Source organism: Duganella dendranthematis (assembly GCF_012849375.1).
GTDB classification, from domain to species: Bacteria; Pseudomonadota; Gammaproteobacteria; order Burkholderiales; family Burkholderiaceae_D; genus Rugamonas; species Rugamonas dendranthematis.
This window is the reverse complement of the sequence record NZ_CP051684.1, coordinates 2,723,955-2,747,845: the sequence shown is the minus strand read 5'-3', so window position 1 is coordinate 2,747,845 and position 23,891 is coordinate 2,723,955. Positions and strand designations below refer to the sequence as shown.

Here is a 23,891-nt window from a genome sequence, read left to right as displayed (position 1 = left end):
GGTCGTCCTTAATTACAGCCGCAACCACCGCCACCCACACCCGCGCCGCCGGACGAGGCTTCGCGGCTGGTGTAGATATGGGTGTCGTAGCGGTTGAACAGGCTGCCGTCCTTGAAGGTCATCTCGCTGCGGGCCAGCGTGCCCTTCTCCCACGGCTGCACATTGCCGATCGAGGCGCAGCCGCCCAACACAGCCAATGCTGCCAAAGCCAGTGCGATTTTCATTTGACGCCTCCCAGCGCGGATTGGATTTTGCTTTCCAGTTCGGCGCGGTCGGCCTCGCGGAAGCCGGAATGCTCCAGCAGCACCTTGCCGTCCGGGCCTATCAGCACGCTGCTCGGCATGCCTTTGATGCCGTAGCTGCGCGGCGTCGCGCCCTGCGGATCGAAAGCGATGGCAAAGCGCGCCGGCATGGCGGTCAGGAACTGGCGCGCGTCGTCGCTCTTGGCGTCGACGTTGACGCCGACGATCTGCAAGCCCTTGGCGCCGTACTTGGCCTGCATGTCGTTCATCCATGGGAACGACTGGCGGCATGGGCCGCACCACGAGGCCCAGAAGTCCACGTACACCACTTTGCCCTGTAGCTTGGCCAGCTTGACCGCGCCATCCAGGCCAGGCAGGTCGAACTGCGGCGCCGGGGCGCCCTTGTCCAGCGCCTGGGCCGAGGACGCGGCCAGCAAGGCGGCCAGCATCATGATCTTCAGTTTCATTTGGCACCTCCATTGCGGCTGCGACGACGCCAGCCGATCACGACCAGCGACAGCACCAGCAGCGCGACCAGCGTTGGATCGGTCACGTCCTGCGAAGCGGAGCAACCGCCACCACCGTGATTGGACGGCGCCGCATTCGGCGTCGACGCAGCGCCTTGGCCGCTCAACGCGATATTCCAGGTGGTGCTGCCAGACTGGATGGCCACGCTGCCGTTGCTGGCACCGGCGTTGGTCGGCGTGTAGCTCACCACCAGGTCGCACGAGGCGCCAGGCTGCAAGGTGACCGGGAAGGCGGTGCAGCCGGTGCTGTCCGCCACCGCAGCGAACGGACCGCTGAAGGTTGCGCCGGACAGCGTGACGGCGGCAGCACCGCTATTGGTCAGCGTGAATCGGCGCGTTGGGGCGGTGCCGCCGATGACGACCGAACCAAAGTCAAAGCTTTGTGGACTGATGCCCAGCGACGGCGTGGTCACCACTACTGCGACACCATTGCCGTTCAGCGTCAGGTGTAATTGTGCACCGCTGTCAGTCACCAGCAGCAGGTCAGCGCTGCGGGCGCCGGCCGCAGTCGGCTTGAAGGCGGTGGTGATGGTGCAAGTGGCGCCGGAGCTGACCGATACATTGGCGGCGCAAGTGCCGCCGACCACGAAGTCGCCCGGATTAGTGCCGCCCAGCGTCAGCGTGGCGATCTTCAGCGCGGCGTTGCCGCTATTGCCCAGCGTGGTGGTGTGGTCAGCTGCGCTGCTGCCGACTTGCGTGTCTGCGAAGGCAATCGGACCGGTTTCCGACAGCGCAGGCTTTGCGGTCGCTTGTGTGGTGCCGGTGCCGGTGATGCCGACTTGCAGCGCCGGTGCGTTCGATGCTACTGCCAGCGCGGCGGTCACTGCGCCTTCCGTGGTCGGCGTAAAGCTTACGGTGGCGGCGCAACTCGCGCCGACTGCCAGCGTCGTGCCGCAAGTGCTGCCGCTCAGCTTCACAGCGGTGGAACCGGTCACGCCGACGCTACCGATGCTCAGTGCCACATTGCCGGTGTTGGCCAGCGTGATCGTTTGCGTAGCAGCCGCCGCGCCGATGGTCTGCGAGCCGAAAGCCACGGCGGATGGCGTGGCGCTCAACGCCGGTGCAGGTGCTGCGGCGGTGCCGGTCAAGCTGACCGTCACCGTGCCGCCGCCATTCGAGGCATTGGACGCCAGCGTCAGGCTGGCGGCAATCGCGCCTGCACTGGTCGGCGCGGCCTGCACGGTCACCGTGCAGCTGCTACCCGCTGCTACCGACGTGCCCACTGCGCAAGTACCGGCACGCGTGATGATGGATGCACTGGCGCCGCTGACGCTGATGGCGCTGAAGTTCAACGCCGCCTGGCCGCTGTTGTTAACAGTGATGCTCGACACTGCCGACGGGATGCCGGTCAGCAGCTTGCCGAAATCGACGCTGCTAGCCGACAGTCCGATGGTCGCCTGTGGTGTCGCATTGCCGGTGCCGTTCAGCGACACGGTGCTGCTGCCGCCGGTGGCGTTATGGGTGATGATCAGCGTGGCTGCGCGCGCGCCGGCCGCCGTTGGCGTGAAGGTCGCCTGCACGGTGCAGTTTGCGCCCGCCGCGATCGACGCGCCATTGGCGCAGCTGCCGCCACCCAGTGCGAAATCGCCTGCCGCCGCGCCGCCGATGGAAATGGTGCCGATATTTAGCGCGGCGTTGCCGCTATTGGTCAGCGTGGCCGACAACGGCGCGCTGGCCTGGCCGATATTGGCGCCGCTGAAGGTCAGCGTTGTCGGCGCCAGCGAAGCAGCCGGCGCCGCCGTCACATTCGGGTTACCGATGAACGCCGCCAGGTCGGCAAGTTCCGCCGCCGAGAATTTGCCGTTGAACAGACTACCCATGCCGCCCAGATTGGCGGCGAACGCATTGGAGATCACCGACGGCTGGTTGGCCGCAGCGAGAATGCCGTTGACGTTATTGGCAGGCGTGGGGCCATGGCAGGAAGCGCAGGTGGCGCCGCCGCTTACTGGCCCATTCAGGTACAGGCTCTTGCCGTTCAAGGCGTCCGCTGCCTGCGCCGCCTGCCCTACAAGGCCAAACAGCAGGACGGCCGACGCCACCCGCGCTATCAATCGATTCATACCACTCTCCAGTTGAAGTTATAGACCGCAGACTGAAATGGCAAAAGCGTTCATGGCACTGTGGGCGACGGCGCACCAGCGCCAGCTGCGGGTTCGCTGGTACAGCAGCGCCAGCACCAGCCCGGGCACGATCACCGCCAGCGCATGCAGCCAGCCGGCACGCAGGTGCAGCAGGCCGAAGGTCGCCGCCGACACCAGCACCGGCGGCGCCACTGCCTGCGGCGCGCGCCGCATCAACCACTCCTGCAAGCCCGCGCGCACCACCACCTCCTCCAGCACGGGGGATAGCACGAGCAGCAGCAGGAGCTGCCGTCCATAGAACTCGGAGATCGTCCACACGGAATGTCAAACCTTTGCTTGCACATCTAGTCTGACCGTGTATTCCGGTCAACGTGGCGAAGGTTCTAAGAAAGGAGGATTTATTTTTTGCCGATCAAGCGGCCCAACCACTTGGTGGCGATGCGCTTGTTGGCCTTGAAGGTGTAATCCAGCATGGCAAACTGTTCGTGCAGGGCTTCCTGCAGCATGCTGGATGGATCGGCCGGCAGCAGCTTGAGATACGCATCCGCCTCGCCATAGTCCCGATGGATTTCCATGCCGGCTTTTTTGGCGATGTGCATCATGGTCTTGTTGGACGACAGGCAGTGCATGTAGAGCGTGTCGACATCGTTGTTGCGGCAGTGGATAGCGGCGCGCTCAAACAGCCGTGAGCCGACCCCCAGCCCGCGCGCCGAGCGGCTGACCGAGACGCCAAATTCCGCCACCCGTTCCTTGTCGGTGACGGTACTCGTTTCATCGCGCGGCGCAAACGCCAGATGGCCGACCGCCACCAGGCGGAACACGCGGTTATGCACACCGAATACCATATCACGCGAGAAGTCGATGCCGTTGACGTAGTTGGTCAACTGTTCGTCCGGCAGCACGGAACCAAAGCGCAGCAGGCGGTCGCTGTCTTCCAGCTCCAGGAAATGCCGCAGCATGCGGCGGCGGTCCCGCTCGCGCAGTTCCTTCACCAGCACAGTGGGACGTCTGCCGTTCCGGTGCTTGCCCCAGCGGCGCAGCGGATTCTGGAACAGGTCGGAGGAATTCATTCAGGCGACTCGTCTTCGTCCGCCAGTTTGAGCGCCTGCTTGACGGCGCTGACGCGCGCCTTGTGCACGCGCTCCGGAATGCGCTGCGGCTGATCGACGAAAGCTTGCGCAATCTCGCCAGCGTTGACGCCGCGCGCCGCCGCCATCGCGGCTTCCAGATGCGCCATCTGCGGGAACGGCGCATCGGCATAGCTGCCGCTGGCGCCGATGCGGCCGCGCGAGTCGCACTCGGTGGCTTGCAGCAGCTGCACGAAGCGCGCCGGCTTGCGGAACGCGTCACAACGCTCCAGCAGCTTGACGATGGTGTTGGCGCGCAGTTGCAGCGCGCGGCCCACGTTGCCGTGTTCACGCGCCGTCATCACCGCCAGGTCGCGGCATTCGGTGGGCACGCGCAGGCGCTTGCAGACCTGCTCCACCAGTTTGACGCCCAGCTCCTCGTGGCCGTGATGCGAAGGCCATTTGTCGGACGGCGTCACGCCCTTGCCCAGGTCGTGCATCATGCTGGCGAAGCGCACCGGCAGTTCGCGCTCCAGCGAAGCGGCGCAGTCCAGCACTTGCAGCACATGGATGCCGGTGTCGATCTCGGGATGCCATTTCTCCGGCTGCGGCACGCCCCACAACACGTCCAGCTCCGGCAGGATGCGCGCCAGCGCGCCGCAATCGCGCAGCACTTCCAGCATGCGCGACGGCTTGGCTTCCATCAGCCCGCGCGACAGTTCCTGCCACACGCGTTCCGGCACCAGCGCATCGACTTCGCCCTGCGCCACCATCTGCTTCATCAACTCATTGGTTTCCGGCGCCACGGTGAAATCGCTGAAGCGCGCGGCAAAGCGCGCCAGGCGCAGGATGCGCACCGGGTCTTCGGCAAACGCGTCCGACACATGACGGAACACGCGCATTTCGATATCGCGCTGGCCGCCATAGGGATCGGTGAGTGTGCCGTCGTCGGCTTTGGCAATCGCGTTGATGGTCAGGTCGCGCCGCACCAGGTCTTCTTCCAGCGAGACGTCGGCCGAGGTATGGAACACAAAACCCTTGTAACCCGGCGCGGTTTTGCGCTCGGTGCGCGCCAGCGCATATTCTTCCTGCGTCTGTGGATGCAGGAACACCGGGAAGTCCTTGCCGACCGGGCGGAAGCCCTTGGCGATCATCTCGTCCGGTGTGGCGCCGACCACCACGTGGTCATGATCCTTGACCGGCAAACCAAGCAGCGCATCGCGCACCGCGCCGCCGACTACATAAGTACGCATATTCTCAGTCCGGCATGTCGGCGTCGTGCTTGGGCGCCGTTTCGGTTTCGGCCAGCGCCTCGCTGACCCAGCGCGCCACTGCGGGATGGGCCAGCACGCGCTGGCAGTAGGCGTCCAGCGCCGGCGCCAGCGTCACGCCGTAGGTGCGGAAGCGCAGCACCACCGGCGCGTAGTAAGCATCGGCCAGCGAGAAATCGCCGAACAGGAACTGGTGATGGCCGAAGCGCGACAGGCACTCTTCCCAGATTTCGCTGATACGGCCAATGTCGGCCTGCGTGCCCGGCGTGCGGCCCTTGCCGGGGAAGCTGGCACGGATGTTCATCGACATCGAATTCCGCAGGTCGCTGAAGCCGGCGTGCATCTCGGCGCATACCGAGCGCGCCATGGCGCGCGCCGCCACGTCCTGCGGCCACAGATGCAGTTCCTGGAACTGCTCGGCCAGATATTCGCAGATCGCCAGGCTATCCCAGATGGTCATCTCGTCGCCGGCCAGCAGCACCGGCACGCGACCGGACGCCGAATAGCTGCAAATCCGGTTGGCGGTGTCGTCGCGGTCCAGCAGCACGCGCACTTCCTGGAATGGAATGCCGAAGGCGGTCATCGCCACCCATGGCCGCATCGACCACGAGGAATAGTTCTTGTTGCCGATGACGAGCGTCAGGCCGGGCTGGCGCGCGGCATCGAGAGCTTGCGACAGGCCTGGATCGAGTTGGGTAGTCTGCATGGGATACGTCCTGGTTGTAAACGGTCAGCGCGGCGTGAAACTGGTTTCCTGTTCTTCCTGCAGCGTGTAGCCCTTCGGCTGCACATTGCCGAGGCGCGCCTTCAGCGATTGCGGACGCCCTTCAAACAGCGCCGCATAGTAGGTCGAATTCGACATCACATTCTTGACGTAAGTGCGCGTCTCTGAATACGGAATCGACTCGATGAAGATGGTGCTGTCCATCGGCTTGGTCAGCGCCGCACGCCAGGTGCGCAGGCGTCCCGGCCCGGCGTTGTAGGCGGCGGTGGCCAGCACCTCGTTGCCGTCCATATTCCCCAGCACCATATTGAGGTAATTCGTGCCCAGCATGATGTTGTAACGCACATCGCTCAGCATGTCCTGCGCGAAGTCGGTCAGGCCGATCTTCTTGGCGACCCAGCGGCCGGTGGACGGCATCACCTGCATCAGTCCCGAAGCGCCGACGTGCGACTGCGCATCCATGATGAAGCGCGACTCCTGGCGGATCAGGCCATACACCCAGGCCTTGTCCAGGCCCAGCGTCTGCGTGGCTGGATGCATGACGTCATTGTGCGGCGACGGGAAACGCTGCGTGTAGTCGACCTGGATGCGTGTGCGCTCCGAGGTGTTGACCATGCGGTCGAGGATATTGTTCTGGCGCGCGAATTCGGCGGCGGCCAGGTGTTCGCGCTCGCTCATGCCGCGCAGGCCCCAGTTCCATTCGCGCGTGCCTTCAAAGCGCAGGCGCATGTTGAAGAACTTCAGCGCGCGCTGGAAATTGGGATTGGCGGCGATCGGCGCGATCTCGGCGGCGGTGATCGGCGCGCCAGCCGGCGGAATCGTAATCAACTTGCCTGATTCCTCCAGCGCCAGCTGGCCATAATAATTCGACTGGTCCGAGATGCTGCGGAACAGCTGCAGCGCTTCGCCGGTCGGCTGGCTGGTGACGCCGTCGCGCGCCATCATGGCGCGGCCCAACCAGTAGACCCAGGTCGGCTCGTTGCGCAGGGACGCCGGCATGACGCGGATATTGTTCTCCACCTGGCGCCAGTCGCCGTTGCGCAGCGCGATGCGGGTCTTCCACTGGATCTGGTCGATCGACAGCGGCGCGCCGTTGCTGCGCCGCCAGTAGTCGGTGGTTTCCGGCGCCAGCGTGTAAGACGATTGCAGCGCAATCGCGGCCCAGCCTTGCTGCTGCTCCTGCGCCGTCATCTTCGGCGTGGCCTTGTTCAGCGCCAGCGTGGCCAGCTTGATGCTGGTCTTGGCCAGGCGGCCGATGGCGACAATGTAAATCTGATGTTCCACTTTGCTCGGACCCATGCCCTTGGCCACGGCCAGCGTCGGCAGGTCGACCGCCTGCACCGCGCTCTTTTCCGGGCCGTCTAGCAGCGCGACGATACGGCGCGCCTGGCCGGTGGCGTTAAATTCGCCGGACAGGCGCAGTTGCGCGTACAGGTCTTCGGTGTTGAACTGGCCGTTCTGGTACAGCGTCGCGATCAGGTCCGCGCACGGCTGGCCGTACGCAGACGGCGCGGTCAGCAAGGCGCGTGCTTCGTCGGCCACTTTCTGGCCCTTGAGCGCGCGCGAGATCAGCGCGTAGCATTTGACCTGGGTGTCGTCGTTGAGCACAAACAGCGGATACTGTTCGTCGAAGGTGGCCCAGTCGCGCTTGCGGCCCAGTTCCAGCAGCCAGTCGTTGCGCAGGCGGTCGACGATGGCCTGGCCCTGATAGCGCTGGAAGAAATCGCGCACGTCGGCCGATGGAGCATCCTTCAAATGGGATTTCAGCCGATAATAATCGACGTAAGACGGAATGGAGTAGCTGGTCAGGCGGGCGGCGTAGAAATCCGCTTTGCTGGCGTCATCCTGGCGCACAGCGTCGCGCAGCAGCAGGAAGGAATCGTCTTCCCTGCGGCTATCTGCGCTGGTGTCGTCGGCATGGGCAAACGAGGTAAAGGCAACGACGACCGCGCCGGCAATCCATTTCGAAACAGAAATCAATGTGCAACTCTCTATAAGTCTTGAACCAAATATGACCAGCGACCCTAGAATACCACGCAGCGCGTCCGGATCACCAGCCCGGAAGGCGGATTTGAGGAAGCAGCTGCTGACCGCGCGGCGCGCCCTGGACCCGGCCACGCGGGCGGCCTGGGACCGGGCGATTGGCGATCATGTCATCGACTGGTGGAAGGCGGCGCGGCCGGCGGCGCTGGGCGTGTACTGGCCGCTGCGCGACGAGCCGGATCTGCAGCCGGCGTATGCGGAACTGGCGCGCCTGGGGGCGCGGCTGCTGCTGCCGGTGGTGGTGCAAAAGGATGCGGCGCTGGAGTTTGCCGAATGGCGTATCGGCGAGGAGATGGTGAAGGACCAGATGGGGGTTGCGGTGCCGGCCGATCTGCGCTTGCAGGCGGCCTATCCGCCGGCGCTGCTGGTGCCTTGCCTGGGCTTTAACCCGCAAGGTTATCGATTAGGCTATGGCGGCGGATTCTACGACCGCACGCTGGCGCGGCAGCCCCGCCCCCGCACGGTAGGGATTACATACAGCTGCCTTGAAGTTCAATTTTCCGGAGACGCACACGATGTCGCCCTGGACAGCATGCTCACGGAGGCCGGCGGCCTGTAACCCGCACGGCGGCCAGAGGGGGTCTGACCCCGTACGGGGTCAGACCCCTCGTCGGCGGTGTGCGGGGCGGCTCAGACCAGCCGTTGCCACAGCGCGGTGGTCGCCGCGGCCTGGTTCATGCTGTAGAAGTGCAGGCCCGGCGCGCCGCCTTGCAGCAGGCGTTCGCACAGGCCCGTCACCACGTCCAGCCCAAACGCCTTGATCGACGCGCTGTCGTCGCCGAAGCTGGCCAGCTTGAGCCGCACCCAGCGCGGGATCTCGGCACCGCACATATCCGAGAAACGCATCAGCTGCGTGTAGTTCGTGATCGGCATGATGCCCGCCACCACTGGCACGTCGATGCCCAGCTTGCGGGTCTGCTCGACGAACTGGAAATACGCGTCCGCATTGTAGAAATACTGCGTGATCGCCGAATTGGCGCCGGCCTTGATCTTGCGCTCGAACGCCAGCAAGTCATCCTGCGGCGACTTGGCCTGCGGGTGCACTTCCGGATAGGCCGCCACCTCGATGTGGAACCAGTCGCCGGTCTCCTGGCGGATGAACTCCACCAGCTCATTGGCGTAACGGAATTCGCCCGCCGCGCCGTAGCCGCTCGGCAGGTCGCCGCGCAGCGCCACGATGCGCTTGATGTTGTGCGACTTGAATTCGGCCAGGATCGCGCGGATCGACTCGCGCGTGCCGCCTACGCACGACAGGTGCGGCGCGGCCTGTTCGCCGGCGGCCAGGATCTCGACCACGGTGTCCAGCGTGCCGCGCTGGGTGCTGCCGCCGGCGCCGAAGGTCACGGAAAAATATTTAGGATTCAGCTCGGACAGCTTGGCGCGCGTGACGCGCAGCTTGTCCGCGCCTTCCGCCGTTTTCGGCGGAAAAAATTCGATACTGAAATTCGGATTATCCATCTGAGTTCTTCAAAAGTAAGGTAGACAGAGCCCAGGAAATAATGCTGTACAACACAGCGCCACCGACGGCGGACAGGAAGCTGTCCACATGGAAGCCATCCACCCATTGCGCCACCAGCCAGAACATGAAGCCGTTGATGATGAAGATGAACAGGCCCAGCGACACCAGCGTCACAGGCAGCGTCAGCAGGAGCAATACCGGTCGTATCAGCGTATTGACCAGGCCCAGTACAAGAGCCGCGACGAGGGCTGCGCCTATGCTTGTGACATCGACGGAATGCATCAGGTAGGGAACTGCCAGCAAGGCAATTGCATTGATTAACCAGGTAAGGACCAAACGCATAAGAAGTTCTCGCTGCAAGAGCCGTCATTCCGGCGCAGGCCGGAATCCATAGAACGCCGGGCAGGATGCTCAGCATGGATTCCGGCTTTACGCCGGAATGACGTCGATATTAATAACGGTAGTGTTCTGGCTTGTACGGACCTTCTTGCGTCACGCCGATGTAGTCGGCCTGCTCCTGGGTCAGCACGGTCAGTTGCGCATTCAGTTTTTTCAACTGCAGGCGCGCCACTTTTTCATCCAGGTGCTTCGGCAGCACGTACACGCCGACCGGATACTTGTCGGTGTTGGCGTACAGCTCGATCTGGGCGATGGTCTGGTTGGCGAACGACGACGACATCACGTACGACGGGTGACCGGTACCGCAACCCAGGTTGACCAGGCGGCCTTCAGCCAGCAGGATGATGCGCTTGCCCGATGGGAAGATCACGTGATCCACTTGCGGCTTAATGTTTTCCCAGGTGTATTTCTTCAGCGCAGCAACGTCGATCTCGTTGTCGAAGTGACCGATGTTGCAGACGATGGCCTGGTCCTTCATGGCCAGCATGTGCTGCTCGGTCAGGATGTGATAGTTGCCGGTGCAGGTGACGAAGATGTCGCCGTGTTCGGCGGCGTAATCCATGGTCACCACGCGGTAGCCTTCCATCGCGGCCTGCAGTGCGCAGATCGGATCGATCTCGGTCACCCAGACTTGCGCCGACAACGCGCGCATCGCTTGCGCCGAACCCTTGCCGACATCACCGTAACCGGCGATGACGGCGACCTTACCGGCGATCATCACGTCGGTGGCGCGCTTGATGCCATCGACCAGCGATTCGCGGCAGCCGTACAGGTTGTCGAATTTCGATTTGGTGACGGAGTCGTTGACGTTGATGGCCGGGAAGGCCAGCTTGCCTTCCTTGTGCATCTGGTACAGGCGATGCACGCCGGTGGTGGTCTCTTCGGTCACGCCCAGGATGTGCGGCAGACGCTTGGAGTACCAGGCCGGGTCCTTGGCCAGGTGGGCCTTGATGGCGTTGAACAGGCAGATTTCTTCTTCCGAGCCTGGCGCGGCCAGCACCGAGATGTCTTTTTCCGCGCGCGCGCCGAGGTGCAGCAGCAGCGTGGCGTCGCCGCCGTCGTCGAGGATCATATTCGAGTAGACCGGGTTGCCGGCGGCGTCGTTTGGCCATTCGAAGATGCGGTGGGTGTAGTCCCAGTATTCGTCCAGGGTTTCGCCCTTGATGGCGAACACCGGCGTGCCGTTGGCGGCGATGGCGGCGGCGGCGTGGTCCTGGGTCGAGTAGATATTGCACGAAGCCCAGCGCACTTCGGCGCCCAGCGCTTCCAGCGTCTGGATCAGCACGGCGGTCTGGATGGTCATGTGCAGCGAACCGGTGATGCGGGCGCCTTTCAGCGTCTGGGCGGCGGCGAATTCCTCGCGGATCGCCATCAGGCCAGGCATTTCAGTTTCGGCAATCTTGATTTCTTTGTTGCCCCATGGCGCCAGCGAGATATCGGCGACCAGGTAGTCTTGAGCGGTTTTGAGTACGGCGTTCATCACGCCCTCCTTTCATGTGTTGAAAAAAGTAACGTGAGCGCGGTTTGGATCTCCGAGCCTGGCGAAAGCTAGTTCGTCGCAGCGCTCCTCGGAACGTGCATTTTAGCATCGTTAGCCGGCGATGGCGACAACAATCCGCCCGTTTGCGCCAACGCAGAGGGGCGACAGCGCCACCGTCCTATAGTGTGCTCTTTTGCCCGCGAATTCCATTATGGACATAGATCCACGCGATGCCGTTTGGGATGAGACCCACGACTTACTGTACAACACACGCTATACCGCAGGCATTGAGCAGGCGTTGCTGGCACGCTGGACTTGGTTGGACAGCATCACAAAAATTGCCGTCGCAATCTCATCGGGCGGAGGCGCGTTGGCTGGTCTCGTATTCTGGAAGAACAGCGACTATACTTTTCTATGGCCGGTTTTTACTTCTGCCAGTGCGCTGCTTGCAATCGTTTCAAGGCAACTCTCCGTCGCAGAAAAAATCAACCGTCACGCGACTGCCGCGACGAGTTTGACGTTACTGGCTGTCAATATCGAAAGTTTGATCGTGCGGATGAAGGTCAATGCCGTATTTTCCATCACCGAATTTGAGAAAAAATTACTCGGATTGCGCGACAAATACGGCAGCGAATACAGTAAGTTGCAACACGATCTACTGCTGACAGAAAAAATACGCACCAACGTACAAGAAAAGCTCAACATAGCAATCAACACTTCGCAACGCTGAGAAGGAGCGATCATGAACGATGATTTCCGGCGCAGGTATTTGCCGCCAAAACCACCACCACCACCACCGGCTCGGCCCAAATAAAAACGCCCCGGAGTCCGGGGCGTTGTCACTGCTGGCTACTGCCGAGGCTGCTTATTTCAGGCCGGCGGCAGCGCGCAGGATCGCGGCTTTGTCGGTGCGCTCCCACGAGAATTCCGGCTCTTCGCGGCCGAAGTGGCCGTAAGCGGCGGTCTTGGCGTAGATCGGACGCAGCAGGTCCAGCATCTGCACGATGCCTTTCGGACGCAGGTCGAAGTGCTCCTGCACCAGCTGGGCGATTTTCTCGTCCGGGATCACGCCGGTGCCTTCGGTGTACACGGTGATGTTGATCGGACGCGCCACGCCGATCGCGTACGACACCTGCACCTGGCACTGACGCGCCAGACCAGCCGCCACCACGTTCTTGGCCACGTAACGGGCGGCATACGCTGCCGAACGGTCGACCTTCGATGGATCCTTGCCCGAGAACGCGCCACCGCCGTGTGGCGAAGCGCCGCCGTAGGTGTCAACGATAATCTTGCGACCGGTCAGGCCGCAGTCACCCTGCGGGCCGCCGATGACGAAACGGCCGGTCGGGTTGACCAGGTATTTGGTGTCTTGCAGCCACTCTTTCGGCAGCACCGGCTTGATGATCTCTTCGATCACCGCTTCTTCAATCTGCTTGTGCAGCATTTCCGGCGCGTGCTGGGTCGACAGCACCACGGTATCCACCGCCACCGGGCGGCCATTCACATAACGCAGCGTGACTTGCGACTTGGCATCCGGACGCAGCCATGGCAGACGGCCATCCTTGCGCAGCTGCGACTGGCGCTCGACCAGGCGGTGGGCGTAGTGGATCGCGGCTGGCATCAGCTCGGCGGTTTCGTCGCAGGCGTAGCCGAACATCAGGCCCTGGTCGCCAGCACCTTGGTCCAGGTCCAGGCCGGCGCCTTCGTCAACGCCCTGGGCGATGTCCGGCGACTGCTTGTCGTAGGCCACCAGCACGGCGCAACCGCGGTAGTCGATACCGTAGTCGGTATTGTCGTAGCCGATGCGTTTGATGGTTTCGCGGGCAACCTGGATGTAGTCGACGTTGGCGTGGGTGGTGATTTCACCGGCCAGCACGACCAGACCGGTGTTGCACAGCGTTTCGGCTGCGACACGGGCTTTCGGGTCCTGGGCCAGGATCGCGTCGAGGATGGCGTCGGAAATTTGGTCGGCGACCTTGTCCGGGTGACCTTCCGAGACGGATTCCGAAGTGAAAAGATAATCATTAGACATCGCAAGCTCCTGATATGGTGTGAATAATACGGTCGCATACCAACACGGCTTGCGACGCTTTAGCGATATTTATATCCCGCGTCGCAAGTTGTCATTAACTCAGCGGTTACTGCTTAACGTGGTATTTTACGCTTTTTTAAAAAAGCTTGCTTTCGATACAGGGCAATTTTCCGATGCTGGTTCCATTTTTCCGTTTTTTGTCGATCTTTCCTCTCTCCGCGCTGCATGCGGCCGGCGCCGCGCTGGGCTGGCTGGTGTACTGGGTGTCGCCATCCTACCGCCACCGCCTGCGCGACAACCTGGCCCAGGCCGGCTTCAGCCAGCACCTGCACGCCGCCGTCGCCGAAGCCGGCAAAAGCATGTTCGAGCTGCCCTTCATCTGGTGCGCCGATCCGGCCCGCGTGTCGCGCCACGCCACGTTGGAAAACTGGGCGCTGGTGCAAACCGAGCTCGACGCTGGTCGCGGCATCGTCTTCATGACGCCGCACCTGGGCTGCTTTGAGATTGTGGCCCAGGAAATCGCCCTGCGCACCGAGCTGATGGTGATGTACCGTCCCCCCAAAAAAGCGGCGCTCAAGCCCTTGATCGAAGGCGCGCGCGCGCGCAAGAATCTGCTGCTGGCGCCGGCCACCATGTCCGGCGTGCGCATGCTGGCCAAGTTCCTCAAGAAAGGCCAGCCGGTCGGCGTGCTGCCCGACCAGGTGCCGCAGGAAGGCGAAGGCGTGTGGGCCACTTTCTTCGGCCGCAACGCCTACAGCATGACCCTGCCGGCCAAGCTGGCCCTGCTGGGCAACGCCACCGTCATCATCACCTACGCCGAGCGCCTGCCGGCCGGGCGCGGCTATGTGGTACGCTTCGTGCCCTTTGACGGCACCCTGGACGGCGACAGCGCCGCCCAGGCGCAAGCGATCAATCACGCCATGGAGCGCCTGATCGCCCGCAATCCGTCGCAATATTACTGGAGCTATAACCGCTACAAGGTGCCGCACGGCGTCGCCGCACCGGTGGCGGGAGAACACGCATGAAACTGACATTGGGATTGATGTGGCTGCTGCACTGGCTGCCGCTGCCGCTGCTGGGACGCTTTGGCGCCGCCATCGGCAGCCTGTTGTTTGCGACGCTGCGTTCGCGCCGTCATATCGCGCTGACCAATCTGCGCCTGACCATGCCGGAACTGAGCGAGGCCGAGCGGGTCGATATCGCCCGCCGCCACTTTCAGGCCTACTCGCGCAGCGTGTGGGAACGGGCGATTTTGTGGTGGGCGCCGGAAGCGCGCCTCAAGCGCCTGATCCAGATCGAGCCCAACGGCGTAATCCCGGTGGCCGAGATGACCAGCAAGCCAACCATCCTGCTGTGCCCGCACTTCGTCTGCCTGGACGTGGCCGGCGCCGCCATCGCCATGGAAGCGTCCGCCTCATCGATGTACGTGACGCAGAAGAACGCCGCCTTCGACCAGGTGCTGCGCGCCGGCCGTGCCCGCTTCAAGCCGGTCAAGCTGTTCACCCGCCAGGACGGCATCAAGCCCATCCTGCGCGCGCTGCGCGACAAGCTGCCCTACTTCATGTTGCCGGACATGGATTTCGGCGAGAAGGATGCCGAGTTCGTGCCCTTCTTCGGCATCCAGGCCGCCACGCTGACCGCCACCGCCCGCATTGCCGCCACCACCGGCGCCCAGGTGATGCCGGTGATCGCCACCTTCCTGCCGAATTATCAGGGATGGCGTGTCAAATTCTATCCAGTGTGGGACAATTATCCGGGCGAGGATATGGTGGCCGCCACCCGCCGCATGAATCAGTTCATCGAGGAACGCGTGCGCGAATCCCCGGCCGAATATTTCTGGACCCACAAACGCTTCAAGACCCGCCCGAACGGCGAGCCTTCGCTGTACAGCAAAAAATAAGCTACCCATGAAACTCAAATTCACCAAAATGCACGGCGCCGGCAATGACTTCGTCGTCATCGACGGCGTCACCCAGCAGATCGACTTCACGCCGGCGCAGTGGCGCTTGCTGGGCGACCGCCGCTTCGGCGTCGGCGCCGACCAGATCCTGCTGGTGGAAAAGCCGACCGATGCCGGTTGCGATTTCCGCTATCGCATCTTCAACGCCGACGGCGGCGAAGTGGAGCAATGCGGCAACGGCTCGCGCGCCTTCGTCAAGTTCGTGTCGGAAAAGGGGCTGACCGACAAGCAATCGATCACCGTGCAGACCAAGGCCGGCGTGATCGTGCCGCGGCTGGAAGCCAACGGCAGCATCACGGTCGACATGGGGCGCCTGTGCTAGAGCCGGGCCGCGTGCCGTTCGACACGGAAGGCCTGCACGGCGAAAAACAGGGTGACGATACGCTGTGGCCGCTGGTGCTGGAACTGGGGGGCACGCGCGAGAGCGTACTGATTTCGGCGGTATCGATGGGCAATCCGCATGCGGTACAGGTAGTGGACGATGTGGAGACGGCGCCGGTGGAACTGACCGGTCCGCTGATCGAGCATCACGCCCGCTTCCCGAACCGCGTCAACGCCGGCTTCATGCAGGTGCTGAGCCGCCAGCATGTGAAGCTGCGCGTGTTTGAACGCGGCGTCGGCGAGACGCTGGCGTGCGGCACTGGCGCCTGTGCGGCGGCCGTGGCCGGCATCCGGCGCGGCCTGCTGGACAGCCCGGTGCGCGTCGATGCGCGCGGCGGCCAGTTGTCGATCAGCTGGGCCGGCGAAGGCCAGCCAGTATTCCTGACCGGTCCAGCCGTGACGGTGTTCGAAGGCGAAATCGAAATCTAAGGCATCTAGGCTGCCATCAAATCATCCGGCAGCCAGGTCTTGAGCCGGTACAGGCGCTGGCGGTAATTGCCTTCCAGCCCGTCCGGCCCGCTGTCGATCGACTCGAACAGGCGCACGATGCGGTCCAGCGCCTGCCGCTCGCGCGCCGTGCGCAGCAGCACCAGCCGGCGCTTGCTGCGGCCATAGCTGGCGCGGATATCCACCACCAGGCAATGGCCATGATCGGCCGCTTTCACATCCAGCAGCAACGCTTCCGCCCGGCTCAGGCCGAACAGCGCGGCCAACTCCAGCCGCGCCGCCAGCAGCGGCTGACTCTCCGACAATTCCCGCGTTAAACAGGTGATGGCACTGGTCATCCAGTCTAGTTCCTTGGGCGCAGCCGCCACCCGCGCCAGCGCCGCTTCCGCCTCCGGACAACCTTGGGACGCCGCCTTTTGCAGCCAGTAGGCCGCGCGCACATCGCTGTGCTGGTCGGTGCGGCGGTTGCGCCAGGCGTACATGCCGCATTCCAGCTGGGCGGCGCAATGCCCCATGTCGGCGGCGCGTTCCAGATAGCCTTGTGCTTCGGCCACGCAGCGCTGCGAAAACTCCGGTTTCAGATAGATGCGCGACAACGCGAACCACGCCTCCGCCAGGCCTTGTTCGCCGGCCAGCGTCAGCCAGCGGATGGCGCGCTTGAAGTTGACGGCGGCAATGCCCTGGCCCTGGCGCTTGCCGTCGCTGTCCATGCGCGCGAACCACAGGCCCAGCGCCAGCTGGGCGTTGCGCTCGCCGCCATGGGCGGCCAGTTCGCGGCAATGCTGCAATTCGGCGTCGACGCCATCCGCTGGCAGCAGTGCGGCGCAGCGCGCCAGCAAGCCCAGCAACTGCGGTCCCGCTTGCCACTCGGCCATGCGCGCTGCTTCGGCGTCGGCCGGCGCGCGCGCCAGCAAAGGGCGCAGCAAGGACCGGGCCTGTTGCAGAAATGCCGCGTGGTGATGGCGCCACAGTTGTTCCAGTTGCGCCGCCTGTTCCGTCGTCAGCGCCAGGTCACCGGCTAGCGTGGGCAGCGCCGGCGCCGCAGCCGGATGCAATATGGATGGGCGGGCCCCGCACTCGGGCAAGGGCTGGTGGTGCACCGGCATGCTGGCCGGCGGCGCCGTCTGCTGCAATTCCGCCAGCACCAGCGCGGCCGCTGCGCTGCCGGCGTCACTAGCGCGTTGATACCAGCACAGCACCTCCGGCAGCGCGTTGCGGGCGATTTCAAACGGAATGTGGTTGCCGATCAGACGCCAGGCGTCATCGCGCTCCTGGCGCGCGGCGCGCGCCAGCCAGTGCAGCGCGGTCGGCACGTTAAGTGGCAGGCTGGCGCCACCGAACAGATACAGCTTGCCCAGCGCCAGTTGGCAGTCCGCGTCTCCGGCGCGGGCGCCCCTGATGATCCCTAACTCTTCTCGATTTGCCATTGTCTCTTGTTATGCATGTCATCGAAGTGGGATGCGCCGCTGTGTTATCTGCGGCGCCATTTGTATCCTAGTGTAGCGTGCCATCCGCGCCACACGCTAAAACAATATGCGGGTGGGCTTGATTTGCCACAAGCGGCGCCCCCCTCCCTCGCCTGTACGCTAGAACTGTTTTCATGCCCGGCTGAAAGAAAATGCCGTCCAACCTGGGCCGAATACCACGGCAAACAAGCGTTTCAAAAATACAACAAGAAGTTGGCCTTGCGCGGCTTTCGACCAAAACAAGCCGTCCCAATCGACCATTCCGGCGCCACCGGTCCAAGCAACCATTAAGGTTTAAGCAACCGGTCATGCAACAGCGGGGATGAGAAGTACACTTATAAAGGAAAAAAAATGAAAAAAACTCTGGTGGCTCTGGCACTCACGGGTGTGCTCATGGGTGTGACCTCGGGCGCGGTGGCGCAATCGTCGGTCACCATCTATGGCACACTGGACGCCGGCATATCGCGCCGCACCGATACTGACGTGACCGCAGTCGGCAAGCGCGATAACAACAAGCTCGGCTTCCGTGGCGTGGAAGACCTGGGCAGCGGCCTGAAAGCCCTGTTCCAACTGGAAATCCGCTATGAGCCCGACACCGGCGTCATCGAAAACACGGTGCGGCCGCTGTTCCAGGGTCAGAGCCGGGTCGGCCTGCAAGGCGACTTCGGCACGCTGCGCCTCGGCCGTGGCCTGACCGCCTTCCAGGAAACCAGCACCGCCTTCGAACCATGGTCCGGCATGCCGGCCGTGGCCGGCTACCAGACCGACCTGCAAGTGGCCGGCTACACCAGCGATCCGATGAGCGTGGCCGGCAACTCGCTGAACCGCTTCTCCAACGCCGTGTTCTACAACACGCCCGTGATCGGCAACATCTTCCAGCTGAACGTCACCGTGGCCAGCCGCGAAGCCAACAACAATCCAGTCATCATCGGCCGCGGCACCACCACCGCGCCGCAGTTCCCGGCCAACAGCATGGCGGCCAAGTATCCGTACTCGGTCAGCGCCACCGCCACCCAGGGACCGTTTGCCGCCTACGCCGCCTACGAGCGCAACGCCGTGGCCACCAAGCTGTGGTCGGTCGGCGCCTCGTTCAAGCCGATCAACGACCTCAAGCTGATGGCCACCTACCAGCGCCAGGATCAGGACTTCAGCCTGCCGATCAACCCGATCACCAAGGCCTGGATGATCGGCGCCAACTACAACATCGGCCTCGGCCTGGTACGCGCCGGCATCGGCCGCAAGACGCCGGACAATGCGCTCAACGTGCCGACCATCGCCAAGACCAAGCAATTCTCGCTCGGCTACGACTACAACCTGTCGCCGCGCACCTATGTCTATGTGGACGGCACGCGCCGCAAAGCGACCGCCACCACCACCTTCAATTTCTACAGCGTCGGTATCCACCACAACTTCTGAGCGGGCGCAGTCACAGAACTGCCGGTGCGAGTTGGGGAATCACGGGCATGGGTCCACCATGCCCGTTTTTTTTCGTTTAAAATTGCACACCAACCTCGCCTACAAAGTACCTCATGACCGCCCCACTGGATTCCACACTCGTCGCGCAATACCTGACCGACCACCCGCAATTCTTCGAAGAACACGCCGACTTGCTGGGTGAAATCAAACTGGCCAGTCCGCTGACGGGCCGCGCCGTCTCGCTGCAGGAACGCCAGATGGAAGTGTTGCGCGACAAATACAAAACGCTGGAACTGCGCATGAGCAACCTGATGCGCCTGGCGTCGGAAAACGAAGCCATCGCCAACAAGTTCCACCGCTGGACCCAGGTGCTGCTGCAAGCGGAAGATGTGGGCTCGATGCCACACTCGGTCACCAGCGGCCTGAAAAACAGCTTCGAGGTGCCGCAAGTGACCGTGCGCATCTGGGGCGCGGCGCCGGATTACGCCGACGAGTGGTTCGTCAAGGGCGTGTCGGAAGACGCGCGCATCTTCGCCAACAGCCTGCTGGCTCCGTACTGCGGCGCCAACAAGGACTTTGAAGCGGTGCGCTGGCTGGACGATCCGTCCGCCGTGGTGTCGACCGTCATCATCCCGCTGCGCAAGCCGGGCGACAAACAGGCGTTCGGCCTGCTGATCATGGGGTCGCAGGACGCCAACCGCTTCACCGGGCTGATGGCCACCGACTTCCTGGTCCACATCGGCGAAACCTCCAGCACCGCGCTGGCCTGGCTGCTGGCCTGAGCAACACCATGAGCGACGCTCCAGACAGCAAGCTGGCCTGGATCGACGCCTATATCGCCCAACTCAAGGGCGTGCGCCAGCTGTCGCCGCACACCTGCGCCGCCTACGCCCGCGACCTGCAAGCGCTGGTGACGCTGACCGGCGACACCAGCTGGCCGCAGCTGGACCACCATGCGGTGCGCCGGCTGACCGCCAAACTGCACGCGCAGGAACTCGATCCCCGCTCGATTGCCCGCAAGCTGTCCAGCTGGCGCGGCTTTTTCAACTGGCTGGGCGAACAAATCCCGCTGGCGGCCAACCCGGTGCAGGGCGTGCGCGCCCCCAAACGGGCCAGGACGCTGCCGCGCGCGCTGTCGGTGGACGATGCCGTGCAACTGGTGGCGCCAGGCAGGCCGGCGGCCGGCAACGGCGCCGAACCGGCCGACCTGTGCAACCGCGCCATGTTCGAACTGCTATATTCCAGCGGCCTGCGGGTGTCCGAACTGGCCGGACTCGACCTGACGCCGCACAAGGACAGCCTCGGCTGGGTCGACCTCGACAACCGCGAAGTGCTGGTCACCGGCAAAGGCAACAAGCGCCGCACAGTGCCGGTCGGCAGCGCCGCGCTGGCCGCGCTGCAAGCGTGGCTGGCGGTGCGGCCGGTGCCCGTCGATGGCAGCGACGCGCTGTTCCTCAGCACGCGCGGCAGCCGCGTCTCGCCGCGCGTGATCCAGCAGCGGCTGCAGACCCACGGCGTGGCCAACGGCGCGCCGGTGCACGTCCATCCGCACATGCTGCGCCACTCGTTTGCCTCGCATGTGCTGCAATCGTCGGGCGACTTGCGGGCGGTGCAGGAAATGCTGGGCCACGCCAGCATCAGCTCGACGCAGGTCTACACGGCGCTGGATTTCCAGCATCTGGCCGAGGTCTACGACAAGGCCCACCCGCGCGCCAAGGTGAAGTAGCACACGCGTGCTGATATTGCTCAATTGGACGAATTGCTAGCCGCCGCAGAATTCCGGCATAATCAGCCGATTGCATTTCCGCATTTTGAATTAAAGACAACCACCATGATCCCTACCACCATCCTGACCGGCTTCCTCGGCGCCGGCAAGACCACGCTGCTCAACCGCATCTTGCAAGAAGATCACGGCATGCGCATCGCCGTGATCGAGAACGAATTCGGCGAGGAAAACATCGACAATGAAATCCTGGTGCGGGATACCGGCGAGCAAATCGTTGAAATGAACAATGGCTGCATCTGCTGCACCGTGCGCGGCGACCTGATCGTCGCGCTCAGCAACCTGGCGCAGAAGCGCGAGGCCGGCGAAATCGCGTTCGACCGCGTGGTGATCGAGACCACCGGCCTGGCCAATCCCGGCCCGGTGGCGCAGACCTTCTTCGTGGACGAAGAAGTGGGCGCTAACTACATGCTGGATGCGGTGGTCACCGTGGTGGACGCCCGCCATGCCATGGACCAGCTGGACCAGCACGAGGAAGCCCAGCGCCAGGTCGGATTCGCCGACAAGATCCTGTTGTCCAAGACCGATCTGGTCACTGCGGACGAACTGGCGACGTTGACCGCCCGCCTGGCGCGCATCAACCCGCGGGCGCCGATCAGCAAGTCCGACTTCGGCCGCGCGCCGATTGCCGAGGTGCTGGACCTGAAAGGCTTCAACCTCAACGACAAGCTGGAACTGGACCCGGACTTCCTGCTGACCGACCAGGTGCATGAAGACGGCCACGTCCACGACGAACACTGCGGCCACGATCACCATCACCACGATCATGGCCATGACCACGATCACCACCACAGCCACCACACCGACGACATCGCCGCGTTTGTGTTCAAAAGCACCCGCCCGTTCGACACGGCCAAGCTGGATGAGTTCCTCGGCGGCCTGGTGAATGTCTACGGTCCTCGCATGCTGCGCTACAAAGGCGTATTGTTCATGCAGGATGCCGACCGCAAGGTGGTATTCCAGGGCGTGCACCAAATCATGGGCAGCGATCTCGGCGCGAAATGGGGTGAAAACGACGTTCGTGGCAGCAAAATGGTATTTATCGGGAAAAATCTGCCCAAAGACATCTTTATTAGCGGTTTAGAACAATGTCTGGTATAAACTATCCCGGTTTTGTGGGGATGGCTAAATAGCCACAAAATTCGGGCTGATTAATTTGATTGAAAACTCTGTCGTATCGAAGGTAAGCGAAGTTATGACCAAAACTAATAAATCGACCCCCGCCGCCGCCGAGCGCATCCTGACCGAAGAAGAAATTCTGAAGATGGATGACAAGGACTATATGAACCCAGCGCAAATGGCTTTCTTCAAGGCCAAGCTGCAACAGCTGGAAAAAGAGCTGCTGAAAAACGCCGGCGAAACCACCGAACACCTGCGCGAAACCGTGCTGGTGCCGGACCCGGCTGACCGCGCCACCATCGAAGAAGAACACGCGCTGGAACTGCGCACCCGTGACCGCGAACGCAAGCTGCTGAAAAAAGTGCAGCAATCGATCGCCGCGATCGACGCCAACGACTATGGCTGGTGCGAAGAAACCGGCGAACCGATCGGCATTCCCCGCCTGATCGCCCGTCCGACTGCTACCCTGTCGCTGGAAGCGCAACAGCGTCGTGAACTGAAGCAAAAATTGTACGGCGATTAATGTCGCCGCACACCAAGGAAGCACGCGCCTGACACCGCGTGCTTTTTTTACGTAAATTTTCATTTCCCCTCCGACCTGTAATGCGGCAAGCGCGACGCTTCCGGCTACACTATGGCGATGGGATTGTTCTCTCTTTTCAAGAAAACCGACACGCTGCCGCCGCTCACCGACGACGAGCAGGCGCGACTGGCCGCGAATAGCGAACTGGAGCGTCAACACCAGCAAGCGCGCCAGCGCGAGATCGCCCGCGCCACCGCCATGAAGATCGACGCCATCGAATCAGCGATGGAAGCCGACATCTTCAACCTGCCGGAACCGGCGTGGGGCAGCCAGCGGCCGGTCCGCCCGGCGCCCGCCGTCGCAGTCACCGGCGATGACGAACTCGGCGACTTCCCCACCACCTTGCTGCTGAGCGACGAACTGCCGCTGGCGGCCGCCGACGACCACGCGCCGGCGGTGGAAGAAATCGCCATCCTGTACGCCAACGGCCAAGCCGCCGTGGCGCAGCAGATGCTGCTGGCGGCGGTGGCCGACAACAGCCGCCTGAATAGCGACCGCAACGCCTGGTGGATGCTGTTCGATCTGTACCAGGTCAGCGGCCAGCACGACGCCTTCGATAACCTGTCGATCGACTACGCCAGCACCTTTGAAACCTCGCCGCCGGCATGGCAGGCACCGGCCGTGCTGGCGGCCGCCTCGCCCGGCTGGGCCGGCCTGACGCCGACCGCCGCGCTGTCCGGCATGCTGGACCGCCACAGCGCGCCGCAACTCGACCGGCTGCGCCAACAGGCCGACGCCAGCCCGGTGCTGCGGCTGGAATTCAGCCGCGTGACGGCGGTCGACGCCGACGGCTGCACCCTGTTGCTGGCCGCGCTGCGGCAGCTGCAGGCCGGCCAGCGCGAGCTGATCCTGGTGGGGCGCCGGCGCTGGCCGCACTGCTGCGCGCCAGCATCGCGGTCGGCCGCCGCGACGACGGCGAAGCGCCGTGGCTGCTGTTGCTGGAACTGCTGCAACTGCAAAATAGCGAAAAGGAATTCGAGCACGCCGCCATGGACTATTGCGTGACCTTCGAGGTGTCGCCGCCGTCCTTCGTGGCGCCGCACAAGGTGGCAATGGCGCCGGCGCAACACCTGAGCGCCTCACCCGACCGGTTTATGTTGCCGCCGGTCATAGAACATCAACTTGGCGCTTTACTGCCGGGTATCAGGCAGTATGCTGAACAGTATCCGGCACTGGTGTTCGACTGCTCGCGCCTGACGCGCATCGACTACCCCAGCGCCATCCAGCTGCACGGCGTGCTGCAAGCGCTGGCCGACGCCGCGCCGGGGCGCAAGATCGCTTTCCGCGACGTCAATCACCTGGTGACCGCGCTGTTGCGTTTGCTGGGTTATGCTTCCCTGGCCAGAATCTATCCCCACAAGTATTAACTTGCATTTCGCGTTCCCGGCCCCACTTTTTGGTCTTGAAGCAG

Annotated in this window: 24 protein-coding genes, 1 pseudogene and 1 riboswitch; of the genes and pseudogenes, 12 read left to right on the top strand and 13 right to left on the bottom strand. The window is 63.4% G+C overall.

The window, feature by feature from the left end:
* Positions 1-8: 8 nt before the first annotated feature.
* From HH213_RS12625 to HH213_RS12590, 8 genes are all read right to left on the bottom strand, one after another.
* Positions 9-224 (bottom strand): DUF4266 domain-containing protein, encoded by a 216-nt coding sequence (locus HH213_RS12625; RefSeq protein ID WP_169112467.1) that lies wholly within the window; start codon positions 222-224, stop codon positions 9-11.
* Positions 221-709 carry a TlpA family protein disulfide reductase gene (locus tag HH213_RS12620; RefSeq protein ID WP_169112466.1) on the bottom strand — a complete coding sequence of 163 codons (489 nt, stop codon included), beginning with the start codon at positions 707-709 and terminating at the stop codon, positions 221-223. The genes HH213_RS12625 and HH213_RS12620 overlap by 4 nt, the downstream gene beginning before the upstream one ends.
* On the bottom strand, positions 706-2,829 hold the full coding sequence (locus HH213_RS12615) for a beta strand repeat-containing protein (protein WP_169112465.1): 2,124 nt from the start codon (positions 2,827-2,829) through the stop codon (positions 706-708). Before HH213_RS12615 ends, HH213_RS12620 begins: the two co-directional genes overlap by 4 nt.
* A gap of 18 nt (positions 2,830-2,847) precedes the next feature.
* Positions 2,848-3,120, bottom strand: a complete 273-nt coding sequence (gene mrtJ, locus HH213_RS12610; RefSeq protein ID WP_229263412.1) for a JDVT-CTERM system glutamic-type intramembrane protease MrtJ — start codon at positions 3,118-3,120, stop codon at positions 2,848-2,850.
* A gap of 128 nt (positions 3,121-3,248) precedes the next feature.
* Positions 3,249-3,920, bottom strand: a complete 672-nt coding sequence (locus HH213_RS12605) for a GNAT family N-acetyltransferase (protein ID WP_110846290.1) — start codon at positions 3,918-3,920, stop codon at positions 3,249-3,251.
* On the bottom strand, positions 3,917-5,170 hold the full coding sequence (locus tag HH213_RS12600; RefSeq protein WP_169112464.1) for a multifunctional CCA addition/repair protein: 1,254 nt from the start codon (positions 5,168-5,170) through the stop codon (positions 3,917-3,919). The genes HH213_RS12605 and HH213_RS12600 overlap by 4 nt, the downstream gene beginning before the upstream one ends.
* Before the next feature lie 4 nt (positions 5,171-5,174).
* A complete protein-coding gene (locus HH213_RS12595; RefSeq protein WP_110846288.1) occupies positions 5,175-5,894 on the bottom strand; it encodes a glutathione S-transferase family protein in 720 nt (239 codons plus the stop codon).
* Between the two features lie 24 nt (positions 5,895-5,918).
* Positions 5,919-7,892, bottom strand: coding sequence for a lytic transglycosylase domain-containing protein (locus tag HH213_RS12590; protein WP_169112463.1), 1,974 nt, complete (start codon positions 7,890-7,892; stop codon positions 5,919-5,921).
* Between the two features lie 31 nt (positions 7,893-7,923).
* On the opposite strand from HH213_RS12590, the gene HH213_RS12585 reads away from it, so the two are divergent.
* Entirely contained in the window at positions 7,924-8,514 is a 591-nt protein-coding gene (locus HH213_RS12585; protein WP_169112462.1) for a 5-formyltetrahydrofolate cyclo-ligase, read from the top strand.
* 71 nt (positions 8,515-8,585) lie between these two features.
* Here HH213_RS12585 and metF read toward each other — a convergent pair whose 3' ends face one another.
* The 3 genes from metF to ahcY all read right to left on the bottom strand — a co-directional run bounded on the left by metF (position 8,586) and on the right by ahcY (position 11,293).
* On the bottom strand, positions 8,586-9,413 hold the full coding sequence (metF, locus tag HH213_RS12580) for a methylenetetrahydrofolate reductase [NAD(P)H] (protein WP_169112461.1): 828 nt from the start codon (positions 9,411-9,413) through the stop codon (positions 8,586-8,588).
* The gene (locus HH213_RS12575; protein WP_110846284.1) at positions 9,406-9,756 is read right to left on the bottom strand and encodes a phage holin family protein; all 351 of its coding nucleotides are present in this window, start codon (positions 9,754-9,756) and stop codon (positions 9,406-9,408) included. Before HH213_RS12575 ends, metF begins: the two co-directional genes overlap by 8 nt.
* Positions 9,757-9,865: 109 nt before the next feature.
* Positions 9,866-11,293 (bottom strand): adenosylhomocysteinase, encoded by a 1,428-nt coding sequence (gene ahcY, locus HH213_RS12570; protein ID WP_169112460.1) that lies wholly within the window; start codon positions 11,291-11,293, stop codon positions 9,866-9,868.
* A gap of 28 nt (positions 11,294-11,321) precedes the next feature.
* A riboswitch (S-adenosyl-L-homocysteine riboswitch) is annotated at positions 11,322-11,389 on the bottom strand.
* Between the two features lie 115 nt (positions 11,390-11,504).
* Between ahcY and HH213_RS12565 the strand changes: the two genes are divergently transcribed.
* Positions 11,505-12,023, top strand: coding sequence for a hypothetical protein (locus HH213_RS12565; RefSeq protein WP_169112459.1), 519 nt, complete (start codon positions 11,505-11,507; stop codon positions 12,021-12,023).
* A 135-nt stretch (positions 12,024-12,158) separates the two neighbouring features.
* Here HH213_RS12565 and metK read toward each other — a convergent pair whose 3' ends face one another.
* Complete coding sequence (gene metK / locus HH213_RS12560) at positions 12,159-13,325, bottom strand: methionine adenosyltransferase (RefSeq protein WP_110846281.1); 1,167 nt, start codon at positions 13,323-13,325, stop codon at positions 12,159-12,161.
* A gap of 173 nt (positions 13,326-13,498) precedes the next feature.
* Between metK and HH213_RS12555 the strand changes: the two genes are divergently transcribed.
* The 3 genes and pseudogenes from HH213_RS12555 to dapF all read left to right on the top strand — a co-directional run bounded on the left by HH213_RS12555 (position 13,499) and on the right by dapF (position 16,095).
* On the top strand, positions 13,499-14,350 hold the full coding sequence (locus tag HH213_RS12555; protein WP_169112458.1) for a lysophospholipid acyltransferase family protein: 852 nt from the start codon (positions 13,499-13,501) through the stop codon (positions 14,348-14,350).
* Positions 14,347-15,225 carry an LpxL/LpxP family acyltransferase gene (locus HH213_RS12550; RefSeq protein ID WP_169112457.1) on the top strand — a complete coding sequence of 293 codons (879 nt, stop codon included), beginning with the start codon at positions 14,347-14,349 and terminating at the stop codon, positions 15,223-15,225. The genes HH213_RS12555 and HH213_RS12550 overlap by 4 nt, the downstream gene beginning before the upstream one ends.
* 7 nt (positions 15,226-15,232) lie before the next feature.
* Positions 15,233-16,095, top strand: a pseudogene (gene dapF / locus HH213_RS12545) (diaminopimelate epimerase).
* A 5-nt stretch (positions 16,096-16,100) separates the two neighbouring features.
* Here dapF and HH213_RS12540 read toward each other — a convergent pair.
* A complete protein-coding gene (locus tag HH213_RS12540) occupies positions 16,101-17,540 on the bottom strand; it encodes a tetratricopeptide repeat protein (RefSeq protein WP_169112456.1) in 1,440 nt (479 codons plus the stop codon).
* A 390-nt stretch (positions 17,541-17,930) separates the two neighbouring features.
* On the opposite strand from HH213_RS12540, the gene HH213_RS12535 reads away from it, so the two are divergent.
* The 7 genes from HH213_RS12535 (at position 17,931) to HH213_RS30150 (ending at position 23,847) form a co-directional block, all read left to right on the top strand.
* Complete coding sequence (locus HH213_RS12535; RefSeq protein WP_110846276.1) at positions 17,931-18,995, top strand: porin; 1,065 nt, start codon at positions 17,931-17,933, stop codon at positions 18,993-18,995.
* 113 nt (positions 18,996-19,108) lie between these two features.
* Entirely contained in the window at positions 19,109-19,777 is a 669-nt protein-coding gene (locus tag HH213_RS12530) for a DUF484 family protein (RefSeq protein WP_169112455.1), read from the top strand.
* Positions 19,778-19,785: 8 nt separating this feature from the next.
* Positions 19,786-20,721 carry a tyrosine recombinase XerC gene (locus tag HH213_RS12525; protein WP_169112454.1) on the top strand — a complete coding sequence of 312 codons (936 nt, stop codon included), beginning with the start codon at positions 19,786-19,788 and terminating at the stop codon, positions 20,719-20,721.
* Between the two features lie 105 nt (positions 20,722-20,826).
* A complete protein-coding gene (locus HH213_RS12520) occupies positions 20,827-21,879 on the top strand; it encodes a CobW family GTP-binding protein (RefSeq protein WP_110846273.1) in 1,053 nt (350 codons plus the stop codon).
* Between the two features lie 94 nt (positions 21,880-21,973).
* Positions 21,974-22,420: an RNA polymerase-binding protein DksA gene (dksA, locus tag HH213_RS12515; RefSeq protein ID WP_110846272.1), complete on the top strand. Its 447-nt coding sequence runs from the start codon at positions 21,974-21,976 to the stop codon at positions 22,418-22,420.
* 123 nt (positions 22,421-22,543) lie between these two features.
* Positions 22,544-23,485: an STAS domain-containing protein gene (locus HH213_RS12510; RefSeq protein ID WP_229263411.1), complete on the top strand. Its 942-nt coding sequence runs from the start codon at positions 22,544-22,546 to the stop codon at positions 23,483-23,485.
* Positions 23,470-23,847 carry an STAS domain-containing protein gene (locus tag HH213_RS30150; RefSeq protein WP_229263410.1) on the top strand — a complete coding sequence of 126 codons (378 nt, stop codon included), beginning with the start codon at positions 23,470-23,472 and terminating at the stop codon, positions 23,845-23,847. The genes HH213_RS12510 and HH213_RS30150 overlap by 16 nt, the downstream gene beginning before the upstream one ends.
* The last annotated feature ends 44 nt before the right edge of the window (positions 23,848-23,891 follow it).

Excerpts from the sequence above, each read along its gene's own strand:
- HH213_RS12625 (WP_169112467.1), bottom strand. The coding sequence starts at position 224 with ATGAAAATCGCACTGGCTTTGGCAGCATTGGCTGTGTTGGGCGGCTGC.
- HH213_RS12620 (WP_169112466.1), bottom strand. The coding sequence starts at position 709 with ATGAAACTGAAGATCATGATGCTGGCCGCCTTGCTGGCCGCGTCCTCG.
- HH213_RS12615 (WP_169112465.1), bottom strand. The coding sequence starts at position 2,829 with ATGAATCGATTGATAGCGCGGGTGGCGTCGGCCGTCCTGCTGTTTGGC.
- HH213_RS12605 (WP_110846290.1), bottom strand. The coding sequence starts at position 3,920 with ATGAATTCCTCCGACCTGTTCCAGAATCCGCTGCGCCGCTGGGGCAAG.
- HH213_RS12600 (WP_169112464.1), bottom strand. The coding sequence starts at position 5,170 with ATGCGTACTTATGTAGTCGGCGGCGCGGTGCGCGATGCGCTGCTTGGT.
- HH213_RS12595 (WP_110846288.1), bottom strand. The coding sequence starts at position 5,894 with ATGCAGACTACCCAACTCGATCCAGGCCTGTCGCAAGCTCTCGATGCC.
- HH213_RS12585 (WP_169112462.1), top strand. The coding sequence starts at position 7,924 with ATGACCAGCGACCCTAGAATACCACGCAGCGCGTCCGGATCACCAGCC.
- metF (WP_169112461.1), bottom strand. The coding sequence starts at position 9,413 with ATGGATAATCCGAATTTCAGTATCGAATTTTTTCCGCCGAAAACGGCG.
- HH213_RS12575 (WP_110846284.1), bottom strand. The coding sequence starts at position 9,756 with ATGCGTTTGGTCCTTACCTGGTTAATCAATGCAATTGCCTTGCTGGCA.
- ahcY (WP_169112460.1), bottom strand. The coding sequence starts at position 11,293 with ATGAACGCCGTACTCAAAACCGCTCAAGACTACCTGGTCGCCGATATC.
- HH213_RS12565 (WP_169112459.1), top strand. The coding sequence starts at position 11,505 with ATGGACATAGATCCACGCGATGCCGTTTGGGATGAGACCCACGACTTA.
- metK (WP_110846281.1), bottom strand. The coding sequence starts at position 13,325 with ATGTCTAATGATTATCTTTTCACTTCGGAATCCGTCTCGGAAGGTCAC.
- HH213_RS12555 (WP_169112458.1), top strand. The coding sequence starts at position 13,499 with ATGCTGGTTCCATTTTTCCGTTTTTTGTCGATCTTTCCTCTCTCCGCG.
- HH213_RS12550 (WP_169112457.1), top strand. The coding sequence starts at position 14,347 with ATGAAACTGACATTGGGATTGATGTGGCTGCTGCACTGGCTGCCGCTG.
- HH213_RS12540 (WP_169112456.1), bottom strand. The coding sequence starts at position 17,540 with ATGGCAAATCGAGAAGAGTTAGGGATCATCAGGGGCGCCCGCGCCGGA.
- HH213_RS12535 (WP_110846276.1), top strand. The coding sequence starts at position 17,931 with ATGAAAAAAACTCTGGTGGCTCTGGCACTCACGGGTGTGCTCATGGGT.
- HH213_RS12530 (WP_169112455.1), top strand. The coding sequence starts at position 19,109 with ATGACCGCCCCACTGGATTCCACACTCGTCGCGCAATACCTGACCGAC.
- HH213_RS12525 (WP_169112454.1), top strand. The coding sequence starts at position 19,786 with ATGAGCGACGCTCCAGACAGCAAGCTGGCCTGGATCGACGCCTATATC.
- HH213_RS12520 (WP_110846273.1), top strand. The coding sequence starts at position 20,827 with ATGATCCCTACCACCATCCTGACCGGCTTCCTCGGCGCCGGCAAGACC.
- dksA (WP_110846272.1), top strand. The coding sequence starts at position 21,974 with ATGACCAAAACTAATAAATCGACCCCCGCCGCCGCCGAGCGCATCCTG.
- HH213_RS30150 (WP_229263410.1), top strand. The coding sequence starts at position 23,470 with ATGGACTATTGCGTGACCTTCGAGGTGTCGCCGCCGTCCTTCGTGGCG.